Source organism: Acidobacteriota bacterium (assembly GCA_009838525.1).
GTDB lineage: Bacteria > Acidobacteriota > Vicinamibacteria > Vicinamibacterales > UBA8438 > VXRJ01.
Map to the genome: position 1 here is coordinate 98,992 of VXRJ01000014.1, position 14,484 is coordinate 113,475.

The window sequence follows — 14,484 nt, forward strand, 5'->3', positions numbered from 1 at the left end:
GCAATAAGGTTCCTGAAGTGCCGGGAAGAGTCTCCAGAGCGCCAGGCACGACACCGACCGCGATCGCTCGATTAGCTCTAGTCCTTGCCGGCACGCTGCTAGGGCTTTGCGTGGGTGAGATTGGCTTGAGACTCTTTGTGCCTCGCTACTCGGAACTGGCGACTGCTGTTTTCGATGAGGATGCTTTCCGATTGAGAAGGCGACCACCCAACACACGGACCGAGAGAGTCCATCCGGACAGCGGTAAGAGCCATGCCGTGATCTACAACGCCCTGGGTATGCGTCAGCACCGACCGATGTCCGTAGAACCCGAAGACGGCGAGATTCGAATCGGCCTATTCGGGGATTCTTTTACGGAGAACATTCGACTACCAGTCGCCTATTCGTTTTCGGAAGTGCTGGACTATCTGCTCCACCAGCAAAGTGACCGAATCACCGTGCTCAACTTCGGCGTGGACGGCTATGGTCTAGATCAGTCCTACCTTTACTATCTTCACTCGCCGCCCGCCCAGCACCTGGAACATGTCGTGTACTTCTTCTTTGGAAACGACATCAGGAACCTCTACGAGACCCAACTCTATGGTTTGGACGACGACGGCAGGCTCATGAGCCTCGGGATTCCCTCGAGACCGTGGTGGATGCCTATCGTTTCGAGACTGGCTCTGACCTACTTGGTGATCGATACAAGCTACTGGATGCAAGGAAGAACCGAAGGATATGAGCCCTGGTCATACCAGGCGACGAGGCAGGTGGCGGAAACGGAAAGGGCCTGGACGGAGCGATTCTCCAACGAAACCGCAACCCGGATAAACGTCGATTTCGACGCTGGTACGGAAACGGAAGAGTTGGATCACTACTGGGAACTGGCGCGAGTGATTCTGGCAGAGTGGGCGCGGGAAGCCACTGTACGTCAGGACGACTTTCGCGTTGCGCTAATTCCGTATCCTTCGGAGAGCCGCGTTGCGGATCGTTTCGCTCCACACCGGGTCTTGAATCTCTTCGAGGAATTCCAAGTCTATGGTCTCCCAAGTACGCGGTGGACGTTCGCCAACAATCCGCACTGGAACGAACTGGGAAACCTCTTGGCCGCTGTCCACCTGTACCGCGAATTGGCCCCGACGCTGCCGGGCACACCGATGACGCATCGGGAGATTCTTCGTTCGGTGCACGCCTATTATCGCGCTTTCCGTGGTTGGCGGCCTCCCATGTTGACGGAGCCCTGGGACGTTCCGGCGACGGAACTCGAGAGCGTACGGCGTCGTTATCTGGCGTTGGAATAGGCGACAAGCGATCAGCGAACTGGTTCGGGTGACCGCTCAACCGTAGCCCGATAGACCTGAATCCCCAGTTCGCGCGTGTCCTGCGAGCCGATGGACATACTCGCCGGAACGAACGGGCGGTCCACGGCAATCTGAACATCCACACGGCTGCGTTCCCCCAGCATGCCGACCGGCAGCAGGACATTGGTTTGCTGTTGACCGGCGGCGTCGGGCACGAAGGACTGCGCCACCTGATCGCCGACGGTGATGGTGACCGTTCTGGGAGCATCCGGGAACAGATCGGCGCGGGCGTCGTAGTCGAGGTGAAGGACGGCGGGAGTTCGCGGGTTCTGGAAGGACAACATCGCCGTTGGCCCCGACCACCGCCAAGCTGATCCGTTGTCGGTCTCCCGGTCGTACCAGCCATCAACGAAGTCGACCAACACCATCCGCGCCTTGTCCTCCGTCGTGACCAGCCAGCCGTCGTATTCCGCGTAGGCGTCCACCGCCGTCGCGATCCGAGACTCGCCACCGGGCTCAAGGAATGGAAACCCCCACTCGGAGACGCCCCATGCGATGGACACGCAGGCGGCGCCACCGCCCACCCCACAGAGGAACGTCCGTCGCGATAGTCCGCGTGGATCCGACGTGGTCATGCCGCCCCGGTGAGCGCATCAGCCAGTCGCAGCGAGAGCGCGACAATCGTCAGCGTCGGGTTCGCGTAGCCGCCGGTGGAGAAAACGGACGAGCCGGCGACGAACAAGTTGTCGTAACCGTGGACCCGGCAGTCCGCGTCGACGACGGAATCCGACGCGCTGGTGCCCATGCGGGTCGTTCCCATAATGTGGCCACCGCCCTCCGGTGACCGGTACAGACGCTCGTTGTGGATGCGCACACGTCCCTTCGCCGACGCGATCAACGATTCAGCGAGGAGCCGTAGCGTCTTTTCCACGTTCAGGAAGTCACCCGCGCCGATCACGCACCGGACGGCAGGCCGGTACAAGCCGGCGACGTCACGTTCCCCGGTCAGAGACACACTGTTGCTCGCGGACGGCGTCATTTCGGACCGCACGTTGCAGCGGTACCAATAGAAGGTCTTCCCGTGTTGGCTCGCCAGGTATTCGGCCATCGAATGGTGAGTCGTCCTGCCGCTAAACCCGATGGCGCATCCCAGCAACCCGTGCCGCCTCGTGTGCTGCTCATCAGGCACCAGAGCATGGGCTGCCTCCAACGGCGGCCACCACTGGTCAGCGTCCTCGTCGAACACCATCTCGGCGACTCGGAAATAGTGTGGATGCTCCATCAAGTACTTGCCGGCATGACCACTCTCGTTGCCGACCGGAACCGCTCCGTCCGAGCGCGGCTGCAGCAGCAACTGCGCGTTAGCTATACTGCCGCCCGCAACAACCACGTGCTGCCGGGGGTCGATCTCCAGCCGCTCGGAGACGCCCGACGCATGGTGGAAACACTCGACGGCTCGGACCGCGGTTCGCGCCTCATTGGCGTCCAAGCGAATCACTGACGTTCCGAGCGCTACGTCGATACTTGAGGACGTGCGAAGCGTCTCGAAGTACTTGCTCCCGAAACGGGTCGGGGTGCCGCCAGACCGGGAGAACGGCCGGTAGGCGAATCCAGGCGTCACTTGGGTTTCTACGTCGAAGATGGCCGGATCGCGGTCCAGGATGGCTGCTGCTCGCGGGTAATACGGCGTCAATGCGGACCTGGCAATCGGCCACCGAACGCCGACGGCGGGATTATCGAAGTCCAGGTCCCTGGGCGTGGCGCACGATCCCGACCAGATCCTCGAGGTGCCGCCTAGCACCCGGACGGAGTGGCGATTCCACCAGCCGTCCCGGAAGTGTCCGTGGTTGATGGCGTTCGGCATGTCCTCCCGCGCTTCGGTCGCCGTGCCGGATTCGAGCAGAAGGACGGTCCGGTTGGCCCTGGCGAGTTCCAGCGCCAGCGTGATGCCGGCTGGGCCGGCGCCGACCACGTAGCAGTCGTAGCTGCGGCTGAGCAGACCGTCAGTCAGGAACATGCAGTGCGAACATCATAGCTGTTCGCCCACGGGCGCCGACGAACGACTTGGCGAGCTGTGTTACGGAGAGAGAAGCAGGTTCACGCCGGCTCGAATGGATTCAACACCTCGACGCTCAAGGTGCGAAAGTCGGCGGCGTTGCGAGTGACGACCGTCAGTCTGTGCACCACGGCAGTTGCCGCGATCATTGCGTCCTCCATCAGCGTCGCGGGTTGACGGTGCTTGCGGCGAGCCCATTCGCGAAAGGCAGCTTCATCCATCGGCAGGACGCGATAAGAAGCAACGACCCGATCGAGCCATGCTTCCAGCTCTTCCGCCTTCGCGGGATCCTGTGCGCGCGTGAGTTCGATGCCGGCCTGGATCTCTCCGACTGTGACCGCGGACAGGAACAACTGCTCAGGACGCACGTCAGCAATCCACAACAGGACGCCTTTGTGCGGTCCCAGGCGGCGCAACTCGGAAACGACGTTCGTGTCGAGTAGATACACGGAACCTCAATCGAACGCCGGCGGTGTGCGCCGCCCATACCGCCTGCGCGGCGGTGTGAGCGCGTCGGTGCGGGCATCCGGACTCAGCAGTAGCTCCTTGAGGTCCGGCTTCGCGAGTTGCTCCAATCGCCGCCACTGATCAATAGGCACGATGACTGCGGTCTCCACACCCCGCTTGGTGACGATCTGGGGACCATCCGTAAGGCTCGTCTCAAGGAGCTCGCTAAACCGCGCCTTAGCGTCCTGCACCTGCCAGTTATTGCTCATTCTCCAGGCTCCACAGGCAATCCAAGCCCTATACTGACTAGATATAAGACTAGTCAGAATGATCGGTGAGGGTCAAGCCGGGGAAGACGTCAGAGCCGCTGAGCTGCCCTCCTCGTGGCCGGCGAGCCGCTGACCCAGACCTTGACGATGCGATTGGGCGAGCGGTACCCTCGCGCCGATGACCATACAGCTCAACGGCGAGCCGCATGAGGTGCCCAAGCCGTTAAGCGTCAGCCGGCTCCTCGAAACGCTCGACATCGACCCGCGACGCGTGGCGGTGGAGCACAACCGGCTGGTCGTCAAGAAGGCGGCCTATCAATCGACGGTCGTCTCGGAGGGCGACGAGGTCGAGGTGGTCAACTTCGTCGGCGGCGGTTAGCCGATGGATACACCCCTCACAATCGCCGGGCGCACGTTCCGCTCGCGTCTGATCGTCGGCACCGGTAAGTACCCCACGGCGGAGGTGATGGTCGCGGCCCACGACGCGTCAGGCGCCGAAATGGTGACAGTGGCGGTCCGGCGTGTGCAGTTGCCAGGGCGCCCGGTCGACGAGTCACAGCAGGCGATCATCGAGTACATCGACACGGACCGCTACATGCTGCTGCCCAACACGGCGGGCTGCTACACGGCGGACGACGCGATCCGCACGGCGCGGCTCGGCCGCGAGGCGGGACTCTCGGAGTGGGTGAAGCTGGAGGTGATCGGCGACGAGCGGACGCTCTTCCCCGACAATGCCGCGCTGGTGGAAGCGACCGCGGTCCTCGTGAAGGAGGGCTTCATTGTCCTCCCCTACACGAACGACGATCCGGTCACCTGCCGCAAGCTGGAGGACGCGGGCGCGGCTGCGGTGATGCCCCTGGGTGCACCGATCGGCTCCGGCCTCGGGATCCAGAACCCGAACAACATCCGGATCATCCGGGAGTTCGCGTCGGTGCCTGTAATCGTCGACGCCGGGGTCGGCACCGCCTCGGACGCCACCCTGGCCATGGAACTGGGCGTCGACGGCGTCCTGATGAACACGGGCATCGCCGGCGCCGAGGATCCTGTCGCGATGGCGACGGCGATGAAGCTGGCCGTCGATGCGGGACGCCTCGCTTGGTGCGCCGGCCGGATCCCGCGCAAGCTCTACGCCACGGCCAGCAGTCCTCTCGAAGGCGTTATCGGGACCTGAGTAGTGTCCCGGACGACCGTTCGCGAGGCGCTCGCCGTCATCGGCGCGTTCGGCGCCGTAGCGATCGTGGCCACGCGCCCGTTGATTCTGGGCCTAGGCGACTCTCTGCCGGTCAGCCTAGGCGGCGGGCCGCTGCTCAACACACTGCTCCTCGCCTGGGACGCCGACCGGCTGCTGCATGGCTTGCAGGGGTGGTGGGATCTGCCAATCTTCTATCCCTACACGAACGCGCTCGGATTCTCCGAGAATCTGCTGGGTATCGCCGTCTTCACGGCGCCCCTTCAGTGGCTGACCGGGGACCCGGTCGTCGTTTACAACCTCGCCTACATCGCGTCGTACGTCCTCGCTGGCGGCGGAATGTACCTGCTGGCGCGGTCGTTGACGGGAGACCGCCTGGCCGCCGGCGTGGCCGGCCTGTTGTTCGTCTTCGTGCCGTTCCGCGGTCAGGAAGCGGGGCACCTCCAGTCGCTGGTGTACGGTTGGATGCCGATCGGACTGTGGGCGCTCCATCGCTACTTCGCCACCGGCCGACGCACCGCCCTCGCCGGCTTCGCCGCCGCTTTCGTGCTCGCGGGCCTGTCCAACGGGCACTTCTTCTTTTTCTTCGCGCCGGTCGTCGTGATCGTAGCGGGCCTCGAGGTGATCTTCCGGGTGCGGTCACGTCCGCGCATGCTGATCGATCTGCCGGTAGCCGCGGCGCTTATGCTCGCCGCCGTCCTGCCGGTCATGTCGGGATACCTGGCCACGCGAGATCTGTACGGCACACAACGGTCGCGCCAGGAAGTCATCTCCTACGCGGCGAACACAGTGGCGTGGCTGGATCCCGGCACCTGCCTTGCAATGCTTGCGGTGTGCGGACTGCTGGCGGCCACACTCCGTAGAGGCCCTGACCGGGACGCCACACGCAGCGACCGCCGCATCGCCTTCATGTACGCGCTGGTCGCCGTGGCAGGCGTCGCTCTTGCACTCGGCCCGGAACCGACCGTCAACGGCGTGCGGCTGATGGCGTCCGGGCCGTACGACTGGCTGCGTGGCGTCGTCCCCGGCCTGGAGGGCCTGCGTGTTCCCCGGCGCGCGATCATCATCACGCTGCTCGCCCTCACGGTGCTCGCGGCCTTCGGCGTACGGTACCTGACGGAACGTCTGCCGCGCCGCCCCGCACGGGTGTTCGCACTCTTCCTATGCGTCGTCGCCGTCGTGGAGGACGAGAACTACCGCAGGGGGCCGCTCGTGGCGTTCGAAACGCCGCCGTCGCTGCATGCGGCCCAGCAGTGGTTGCGCACACGTCCGCCCGGTGCGGTTCTGAGTCTGCCGGCAATCGGATTGCGCCAAGGTGACTACGAGGGCGACCTTCGCGCCATGTACGGAACGCTGACCCACGGGCATCCGGTCATGAACGGAGCCAGCGGGTTCTTCCCTCCGTTGTACTGGTTCTTCTATTCGAGTGGAGCGCTGGAGAGCTTTGAGGACTACGACTACGCCGACGTGCTGCGCGGCCTACGAGCCCTCGGCGTGCGCTACGTGCTCGTGTACACGGACGCAGATCTTGCGGACGTGGAGAAAAGCCGCGCCACCCTGGGCGCCGTCCGCAACCAGCCGGAACAGATTGTGACCCACCGTGACTTCGGCGGAGTGACCGTATTCGAGCTAACGCCGTGGGACGACCGGCCTCCCGCCCCCGCGCCGGAGCGGCCTCCAATCTCTCGCGGCGGAGTCTCCGCCACAACGTCGCACAACCCGGGCGAGCTCGTGTACGCGTTCGACGGCGATCTCGGAACGCGCTGGCTCAGCGGCCAACGGCAGACAGGCAACGAGGAGATCATCATCTACCTGGACCAACCCACCGACGTGTCGCACCTCAGGGTGACGGCTGGCCGGTCGAGCCACGGCGACTACCCCAGACACCTGGTTATCGACTCGACCGCGGACGGTCGGACATGGAAGACGCTTCACAGCGGGCGCAGCTTCGAGCGGCTGCTGCACGGCGCTGTGGCGGTCGACGGGATTTCCTTCATGGATTTCCCCCTGCCGCCCAACACGTCGCGCCTCATCCGGCTGCGCCAGACCGGCAGCACGCCGAGGTTCTACTGGTCGTTTCACGAACTGGAGCTGTGGGCGCGGGATTGATGACCGCAATCCAGTTAACTCGGCGTGGTCAACGTTCAACGGCCACCCGATAGACCTGAATGCCGAGTTCGCGAGTGTCCTGCGAGTCCGGGCGGAGGTCCGCCGGAACGAATGGCCGGTCAACGGCGATCCGAACCTCGATCCGGTCTGTTTCTCCTAGCAGCGTTACGGGCAGCGACACCGTCATGTGCTGTCGGCCGGTGGCATCCAGCACCAATGAACGGGCGACCTGATCGCCCACGGTGATCGTGAGCGTCCGGGGCGAACCCTCAAACAGGTCCGTACGGGGGTTGTACTCGAGGTCCAGCGCGACGTCGGTCCGTGGATTCGGAAACGCCAACGTGGCGACCTGTTGCGTCCAGCGCCACGACGATTCACCCGCCCATTCCCGGGCGTACCAACCATCCGTGAACTCGACCAGGACGAGACTCCCCTTCTCCTCCGCCGTTACCAGCCAGCCATCGTGTTCGGCCGGAGGGTCGAACGTCGCCGAGACGGGAAAGTCGTCGCCAGCGCCCAGGAACGGCAGTCCCGCGTTCCGAAACGCCCACAGGATGGAGGCCGAAGCGGCGCCGCCCCCCATCGCCAGGAGGAGTGTCCGTCGCGAGAAGCCGCGCGTTCCGGCTGCCATGGTCAGGCTGCCGCAGCCAGTGTGTCGGCCAGACGCAGCGTAAGCGCGAGCATCGTCAACGTCGGATTCGCGTAGCCGACGGTCGGAAACACGGACGCTCCTGCCACGAACAGGTTGTCGTAGCCGTGAACGCGGCAGTTCGAATCGACCACGGAGTCGGAGCGGCTGATACCCATGCGGGTGGTTCCCATGATGTGACCGCCGCCGGTCGGCCGCTGGTACAGGCGTTCGTTGTCGATGCGTACCCGGCCCTTCCCCGACGCGATCAGCGATTCGCCGAGCAGGCGGAGCGTCCTCTCCACGTTGAGGAAGTCGCCGGCTCCTATCACGCAGCGCGCAGCAGGCCGGTACAGACCGGCAGGGCCGCGCTCGCCGGTCAGGAAGACCTCGTTACCGGGCGAGGGCGCCATCTCCGACCGCACGGTGCAGCCGTAGTGATGGAACGGCTTTCCGTACTCGCGGACCAGATGCTCTGCCATCGGATGTTCCGTAGTCCGGCTGTGGCACTCCATGCTGCACTCGAGCAGCCCATGCCGCCGCATGAGCTGATCGTCCGGCACGAGCGTGGCGGCCCGGTTTCCGAAATCGGCTGGCGCCGGATACCCGTTCAGGTCTTCGTCAAGCACCACCTCGGCCGCCCTGACGAAATGTGGATGTTCCATCAGGAACTTGCCCGCCAGGCCGCTCTCGTTACCCACCGGGGTCGCGCCATCCGCACGCGGCTGCAGAAGCAATTGCGCGTTGCTGATGCCGCCACCCGCGAGCACGACGCTCTGGGCGGGATCAAGGTCCAATTGCATCGTGGCGTCCGTAGCGTGGCGAAAGCAGGTCACGCGGTTGACCGCGCTGCGCGACGCATTGGCGTCGAGGCCGACCACCGAGGTTCCGACCGCGACGTCAACCTGCGAGGAAGTGCTGAGCGCCTCTTGGTACTTGCTCCCGAAGCGCGTAGGGCTGCCCGTCGAGAACGGCCGATACAGGAATCCCGACGCCAGCGGAGTCTCGGCGTCCAGGATGGCGGGGTGGCGATCCAGGACGGGAGCCGCACGCCGATAGTACGGAACCAGATCGGATCTGGCGATCGGCCACCGAACCCCGGCCGCCGGGTTGTCGAAGTCCACATCCCTCAGCGTCGTGCACCAGCCGTACCAGACGTGCGACGTGCCGCCCACGGCGCGGATGGAGTGCTGATCCCACCAACGGTTCCGGAAGTGCCCGTAGTTGACGACATCCGGCATGTCGCGCCGCCACTCCGTCACGGTTCCGGACTCGAACACCAGGACGGTCCGGTTCGCCTTGGCGAGCTCCAGGGCGAGCGTGATGCCAGCCGGGCCGGCGCCGATCACGTAGCAGTCGTAGCGCCGGTCGCGCAGCCCTTCGGTGAGGAACATGGGGGCAGGAACAGCATAGCCCGAAGCAACACGGTGGGGACCGTCCTCCGCCGAGGACGATTCGCGTCTCTCCGCCAGAACAAGTCCTATCGGGGCCGCTGTTGGAAAAACCGCTTGTTCCCGGCCGCGGAGCACTTGGCACGGATCTTGCTTCCGAGCAACGTAGCGCGTGCAGCCATGAATCCACTGTTGCGCACGCGCGGAAAGGACACGTCAAGATGGACACTCGACTGAATCCGTACCGAATCGCTCTGCCACTGATGGCCCTCGCGGTGATGGCGCTATCGGTGTCACCGGCCGCCGCCGACGGGCCGAAGCACGATCTGTTCCAACGAGTTCAGGAGCAGGTGCTCCGCTACTCGTTCTTCACGGTGTTCGACAACATCGACGTCGAGATCGCCGACGAGGGGCACGTCGTACTCTCGGGCCACGTCACCGGGGAACACAAGGTGAGGGCGATCGAGAAACGCGTTGACGCGCTCGATGGCGTGACGGCGGTGACCAACGAGATCGCCGTGCTCCCGGCATCGGTCTTCGATGACAAGTTGCGCTATGTCATTGCCCGGGCGATCTATGGCAACCCCACGTTCTGGCACTACGGCGCCAGGGCGAATCCGCCGATCCACATCGTGGTCAACCGTGGGCATGTGACCCTCACCGGGGTCGTCGACAGCGAGACCGACCGGCATCTGGCGCGGGTGCTCGCCGGGCAGTTCAACGCCTTCTCGGTCACCAACGAGCTTCGGCTGCCGCACGAGGTGACGGCGGAACTCGAAGCGCTCGGCTAGATGGAGAGTTCACACATTGACCCGTGCTCGGAGGATCGAGATGAAGCTACTGCAAATCGTCGTCATCGCCTTCGCCGCCATGGGCGCCATCGGCTGCAACAGCCCAACCGCCCCGACGGGAGAAGCTGGAGAAGCTCATGGCCCCGAGGGACTAGGCGGGGAGTCGGGCGAATCCGGCACGCAGTTCGCGCTGACGGACACGGCAACGGAGACGCGAAACGGGGTCGACCTGGTGGTCAACTACGACAGCGCGCGTGAAGTGTTCACCGGCACGGTCAGCAACACGACGGCGGCAACGGTTACGCAGGTCCGCGTCGAGGTCCATCTCTCGAACGGGATGGAGCTCGGTCCGACGCCGCGAACAGATGTGGCGGCCGGGCAGACGATCTCCATCGAACTCGATGCTCGTGGGCAGACCTTCTCCTGGTTCAGCGTCCACGTTGAAATCGGCTCCAGTGCGGCCTAGAAGGCAAGGTCCGCGCCGCGCTGGACGTTGCACTTGCATCATCCGACGCGGCGCGGCTCACGTCTCCGGGGCGCTTAGTCTGGGGGCCGCGGTGGCGCAGGATCGTCCAGTCCGCCGCGCCGGCCGGCGCGGCCCTCAAGAAACCCCTCGATGCTAGCCACCCGCTGGGCAATCTCGGAGAGATCGTTGCGGACGTTGGCGATGGCGGCTCGGTTTTCCCTGATGGCCGCGTCCGTGAAGCTCCACAACGTGAGTTGCATACCGCCAAGCATCAGTGTCGCAGTGATGATCGTACCGATGATCCAGTTCCGGTCGCTCATGTCGCCCGTCGCTCTCCCCCAGTCTACCGAATCGCGGCATCCAGGCAACGCAGATCCCGGTAATTCGGGACGTTCTACCCAACGCAAGATCCGTGCCGGATCGCGGGGCCGGGCCAGCGGGAGCCTCCACGGAATCCCCGGCCGGTCAGCACTAGCTACAGTAACCCATATTTATAAATATGGTAGTATGGGCACCTCAATGAAAACCACGATCGAACTGGCCGACGACTTGGCCGTGGACGCGAAGCGCTTCGCCGCTCGCCATGGTGTGACGCTCCGCTCGGTAATCGAGGAGGGCATTCGAATGAAACTCCGCACCGAGCGGACGCGGGCCGCCTTTCGGTTGCGCGACGCAGCCGTCGACGGATCGGGCCTGCAACCCGAGTTCCGCGACGCCGACTGGCCGGCGGTGCGAGAAGCCATCTACGAGGGTCGGGGCGCTTGACGGCGATCGATACCAACATCCTGATCTACGCGCATCGGACGGACTCCGAGTGGCACGATCGCGCGTCCGATTGCCTTCGCGCGCTGGCGGAAGGACGGGCAGATTGGGCGATCCCGTGGCCCTGCCTGCATGAGTTCGTCGCGACGGTGACGCATCCCCGCATCTTCAATCCGCCGTCGACGGTCGAGCAGGCGCTCGATCAGGTCGAGGCCTGGATGGAGTCACCGTCACTCACGTTGCTCGGAGAACCGCACGACCATTGGACGATCCTCCGTCAGCAACTGTTGGACGGGCACGTACGGGGGCCGGGCGTTCACGATGCCCGCGTGGCTGCGATCTGCATCGGACACGGCGTGCGCGAACTGCTCACGGCCGACCGTGACTTTGACCGCTTCCCGTCGCTCCGTCGCCGGAATCCGCTGGTTGCGCCGTCTTGACGTCCCTGACGGGCGTTAACCGCGGGAGGTGAGCCGTTCGATATCGGCGTCGACCATCATCCGGATGAGCCCGTCGAAGTCGACGGTCGGCTCCCAGTCGAGGTCGGACTTCGCCTTGGCGGGATCGCCGATCAGGTGATCCACCTCGGCGGGGCGCAGGAGGGCGGGGTCGGTTCGGACATGCTCCCGCCAGTCGAGCCCGGCGTGTCCGAAGGCGATCTCCACGAGGTCGCGGACGGAGTGGCTGATGCCGGTGGCGATAACGTAGTCCTCGGCGCGATCCTGCTGCAGCATCAGCCACATCGCGCGGACGTAGTCGCCGGCGAAGCCCCAGTCGCGGCAGGCGTCGAGGTTGCCGAGGCTGAGCGAGTCCGCCAAGCCCGCCTTGATGCGGGCCACGCCGTGGGTCACCTTGCGCGTGACGAACTCGAGGCCGCGGCGGGGGGACTCGTGGTTGAAGAGGATGCCGGAGACGGCGAACAGGTCGTAGCTCTCGCGGTAGTTGACGGTGATGTAGTGCGCGAAGACCTTGGAGACGCCGTAGGGGCTGCGCGGATAGAAGGGCGTCTGCTCGTTCTGCGGCGTCTCGCGCACCTTGCCGAACATCTCGCTGGAAGACGCTTGGTAGAGCTTGATGGAGGTGTCCACTTGCCGGATCGCCTCCAGCATGCGGGTGACGCCCTGTGCGTTGTACTCGCCGGTCAGCATCGGCTGGTCCCACGACGCGGGGACGAACGACATCGCGGCGAGGTTGTAGATTTCGTGCGGCTGGACGTCGTTGATGACCCGGATCATCGAGAGCTGATCGAGCAAGTCGGCGGGCCGGAGCGTGATGCGATCGAGGAGGTGCTCGATGCGCCAGTGGTTCGGGGCGCTCAGGCGGCGCGTGATGCCGACCACCTCGTAGCCGTGGTCGAGCAGCAGTTCCGCCAGGTACGACCCGTCCTGCCCCGTGATTCCGGTGATGATTGCCCGCTTAGACACGTCTGGGGACCCGACATCCGACGAGACGCACCCGCCGGAGTGGGTGAGAGTATCGCCCATCGCCGCATGATGGGCCAAGCTACAGTGATCGCGTCAGGCCAACCGCGACACAGATCGACGAGTCGTGCCTCCTGTCCGATGTGCCAGTGACGGGCCGTATGCGGAGACTGACAGTTGACGACCGGTCCCACATACGCTCGGCGAGCAGGCCTCCAGATCACGCTCGTCCACCTGCCCAATTGTCAGCCGGCACCAGAATTGCGCGCGCACGCTGACTTTGGCCACTCTGTGACCTTCCCATGAGTGCACTGGTTGAGTCTGGCGCACGCGGAGTTCAATAGGGCCCGTCCTCGCGTAGTCGATCGATCAACTCGTTGGTTACAGGCTTGCCGCGCTTCGGTAGCGGCCGGAATCCGTAGAAGGCCTCGTCGTCCGGCGCACGCTCTCGCGGCGGAGCGTCTGCCGGCTTCTTGCGGACGGGTCTAGTGGTCATTACTCCACTAGAGTATGGCCGTCGCGGACCCATGGAAAGCGCAACCATCGACGTGGCGATCATCGGCGGCGGCGCCGTCGGTCTGGCCGCTGCCTGCGCGGTGGCCAAACGGGGTCACGGCGCCTGCGTCCTGGAGAGCCTTCCGCGCTTCGGCCTCGAGGCAAGCACGCACAACAGCGGCGTTATTCACGCCGGCCTCTACTACCCCGCCGGGTCGCTGAAGGCGGAGTTGTGCGTCGAGGGACGCGAGCGGTTGTACGCGTTCTGCGCCGAGGAAGGCGTGCCGGCAGAGCGGTGCGGCAAGCTGGTGGTGGCGGCCGACGCATCGGAGGCGCCGCGGCTGGAGGCGCTGGCGGAGCGGGCGCGCAGGAACGGCGTGGAGGACGTCGAATTGGTCGACCGGGAGTTCGTGCGGCGGCGCGAGCCGCAGGTCGAGGCGGTGGCGGCGCTCTGGTCACCGTCCACCGGGATCATCGAGGCGGAGGCGCTGGTGCGCGCGCTGGCGCGCGTCGCCGGGCAGCGCGATGTCGCGCTGCTGCCCGGGTCCGGCGTGGAGGAGTCGGCGTCCGACGATGACGCGATCACGATCCGGACTCCGCGCGAGGCGATTCGCGCGCGAGCCGTCGTGAACGCGGCCGGCCTGTACGCCGACGAGGTATCGGCGCGGCTGGGCGGCGAGCCGTTCACGATCTACCCGGTGCGGGGCGACTACGCGGAACTGGTCCCGTCGGCGCGGTCGCTCGTGCGCCACCTGGTCTACCCGCTGCCGTTCCCGAGCGGGCACGGCCTCGGCGTGCATCTGACCCGCACCACCTGGGGAAGCGTCACGCTCGGGCCGACCGCTCGTTACCAGGCGCGGAAGGACGACTACGAATCGGATCGGGAGGGCCTTGAGACGTTCCACGAGGCGGCGCGGCGGATGCTCCCGGCGCTCCGGCTGGATCAACTCCGACCGGGTGGCAGCGGCATCCGGGCGCGTGGCGCGCCGGCCGATCATGCCTTCTCCGACTTCCGGATCCACCGCGACGCCAAGGTCCCGAGGCTGGTGCACGCCGCCGCTATCGACTCGCCGGGGCTCACGGCGTGCCTTGCCATCGCGGAGCGGGTGGCCGATCTTATCGACGACGTCCTGCGGTCGTAGTCTTGCGGGTCAGCGCCACCGTTCTTCAGAAAACTGGC

At 65.3% G+C, this 14,484-nt stretch carries 17 protein-coding genes and 1 pseudogene; 9 read left to right on the forward strand and 9 right to left on the reverse strand.

Going from position 1 to position 14,484, the window contains the following annotated elements; all coding sequences use genetic code 11:
- The first annotated feature begins 257 nt into the window (after positions 1–257).
- Positions 258–1,280: an SGNH/GDSL hydrolase family protein gene (locus F4Y45_04500; protein ID MXY23769.1), complete on the forward strand. Its 1,023-nt coding sequence runs from the start codon at positions 258–260 to the stop codon at positions 1,278–1,280.
- 11 nt (positions 1,281–1,291) lie between these two features.
- Here F4Y45_04500 and F4Y45_04505 read toward each other — a convergent pair whose 3' ends face one another.
- From F4Y45_04505 to F4Y45_04520, 4 genes are all read right to left on the reverse strand, one after another.
- On the reverse strand, positions 1,292–1,915 hold the full coding sequence (locus tag F4Y45_04505; GenBank protein ID MXY23770.1) for a hypothetical protein: 624 nt from the start codon (positions 1,913–1,915) through the stop codon (positions 1,292–1,294).
- Positions 1,912–3,297 (reverse strand): GMC family oxidoreductase, encoded by a 1,386-nt coding sequence (locus tag F4Y45_04510; protein ID MXY23771.1) that lies wholly within the window; start codon positions 3,295–3,297, stop codon positions 1,912–1,914. Before F4Y45_04510 ends, F4Y45_04505 begins: the two co-directional genes overlap by 4 nt.
- An 80-nt stretch (positions 3,298–3,377) precedes the next feature.
- Positions 3,378–3,785, reverse strand: coding sequence for a type II toxin-antitoxin system VapC family toxin (locus tag F4Y45_04515; GenBank protein ID MXY23772.1), 408 nt, complete (start codon positions 3,783–3,785; stop codon positions 3,378–3,380).
- A 6-nt stretch (positions 3,786–3,791) separates the two neighbouring features.
- Complete coding sequence (locus F4Y45_04520; protein ID MXY23773.1) at positions 3,792–4,052, reverse strand: type II toxin-antitoxin system Phd/YefM family antitoxin; 261 nt, start codon at positions 4,050–4,052, stop codon at positions 3,792–3,794.
- A gap of 178 nt (positions 4,053–4,230) precedes the next feature.
- Between F4Y45_04520 and thiS the strand changes: the two genes are divergently transcribed.
- From thiS to F4Y45_04535, 3 genes are read left to right on the forward strand one after another with little or no spacing between them, the layout of a single operon-like run.
- Positions 4,231–4,431 (forward strand): sulfur carrier protein ThiS, encoded by a 201-nt coding sequence (gene thiS, locus F4Y45_04525; protein ID MXY23774.1) that lies wholly within the window; start codon positions 4,231–4,233, stop codon positions 4,429–4,431.
- Between the two features lie 3 nt (positions 4,432–4,434).
- A complete protein-coding gene (locus F4Y45_04530; protein MXY23775.1) occupies positions 4,435–5,223 on the forward strand; it encodes a thiazole synthase in 789 nt (262 codons plus the stop codon).
- A gap of 3 nt (positions 5,224–5,226) precedes the next feature.
- Positions 5,227–7,350, forward strand: coding sequence for a hypothetical protein (locus tag F4Y45_04535; protein MXY23776.1), 2,124 nt, complete (start codon positions 5,227–5,229; stop codon positions 7,348–7,350).
- A 28-nt stretch (positions 7,351–7,378) separates the two neighbouring features.
- Here F4Y45_04535 and F4Y45_04540 read toward each other — a convergent pair whose 3' ends face one another.
- Both F4Y45_04540 and F4Y45_04545 read right to left on the reverse strand, forming a co-directional pair.
- Positions 7,379–7,981 carry a hypothetical protein gene (locus tag F4Y45_04540; GenBank protein ID MXY23777.1) on the reverse strand — a complete coding sequence of 201 codons (603 nt, stop codon included), beginning with the start codon at positions 7,979–7,981 and terminating at the stop codon, positions 7,379–7,381.
- A 2-nt stretch (positions 7,982–7,983) separates the two neighbouring features.
- Positions 7,984–9,372: a GMC family oxidoreductase gene (locus F4Y45_04545; protein ID MXY23778.1), complete on the reverse strand. Its 1,389-nt coding sequence runs from the start codon at positions 9,370–9,372 to the stop codon at positions 7,984–7,986.
- Between the two features lie 218 nt (positions 9,373–9,590).
- On the opposite strand from F4Y45_04545, the gene F4Y45_04550 reads away from it, so the two are divergent.
- Positions 9,591–10,160, forward strand: a complete 570-nt coding sequence (locus F4Y45_04550; GenBank protein ID MXY23779.1) for a BON domain-containing protein — start codon at positions 9,591–9,593, stop codon at positions 10,158–10,160.
- A 40-nt stretch (positions 10,161–10,200) separates the two neighbouring features.
- Complete coding sequence (locus F4Y45_04555; GenBank protein ID MXY23780.1) at positions 10,201–10,626, forward strand: hypothetical protein; 426 nt, start codon at positions 10,201–10,203, stop codon at positions 10,624–10,626.
- Positions 10,627–10,700: 74 nt separating this feature from the next.
- Here F4Y45_04555 and F4Y45_04560 read toward each other — a convergent pair whose 3' ends face one another.
- Positions 10,701–10,946, reverse strand: a complete 246-nt coding sequence (locus F4Y45_04560; GenBank protein MXY23781.1) for a hypothetical protein — start codon at positions 10,944–10,946, stop codon at positions 10,701–10,703.
- Positions 10,947–11,145: 199 nt separating this feature from the next.
- Between F4Y45_04560 and F4Y45_04565 the strand changes: the two genes are divergently transcribed.
- Both F4Y45_04565 and F4Y45_04570 read left to right on the forward strand, forming a co-directional pair.
- Positions 11,146–11,391 (forward strand): DUF2191 domain-containing protein, encoded by a 246-nt coding sequence (locus F4Y45_04565; GenBank protein ID MXY23782.1) that lies wholly within the window; start codon positions 11,146–11,148, stop codon positions 11,389–11,391.
- On the forward strand, positions 11,388–11,828 hold the full coding sequence (locus tag F4Y45_04570) for a type II toxin-antitoxin system VapC family toxin (protein MXY23783.1): 441 nt from the start codon (positions 11,388–11,390) through the stop codon (positions 11,826–11,828). The genes F4Y45_04565 and F4Y45_04570 overlap by 4 nt, the downstream gene beginning before the upstream one ends.
- Before the next feature lie 15 nt (positions 11,829–11,843).
- Here the strand turns inward: F4Y45_04570 and gmd are convergent, their stop codons facing one another.
- Both gmd and F4Y45_04580 read right to left on the reverse strand, forming a co-directional pair.
- A complete protein-coding gene (gene gmd / locus F4Y45_04575; protein ID MXY23784.1) occupies positions 11,844–12,872 on the reverse strand; it encodes a GDP-mannose 4,6-dehydratase in 1,029 nt (342 codons plus the stop codon).
- A 274-nt stretch (positions 12,873–13,146) separates the two neighbouring features.
- A pseudogene (locus tag F4Y45_04580) lies at positions 13,147–13,236 on the reverse strand (antitoxin).
- Positions 13,237–13,336: 100 nt separating this feature from the next.
- Between F4Y45_04580 and F4Y45_04585 the strand changes: the two are divergent.
- A complete protein-coding gene (locus F4Y45_04585; protein MXY23785.1) occupies positions 13,337–14,446 on the forward strand; it encodes an NAD(P)/FAD-dependent oxidoreductase in 1,110 nt (369 codons plus the stop codon).
- Positions 14,447–14,484 lie beyond the last annotated feature (38 nt).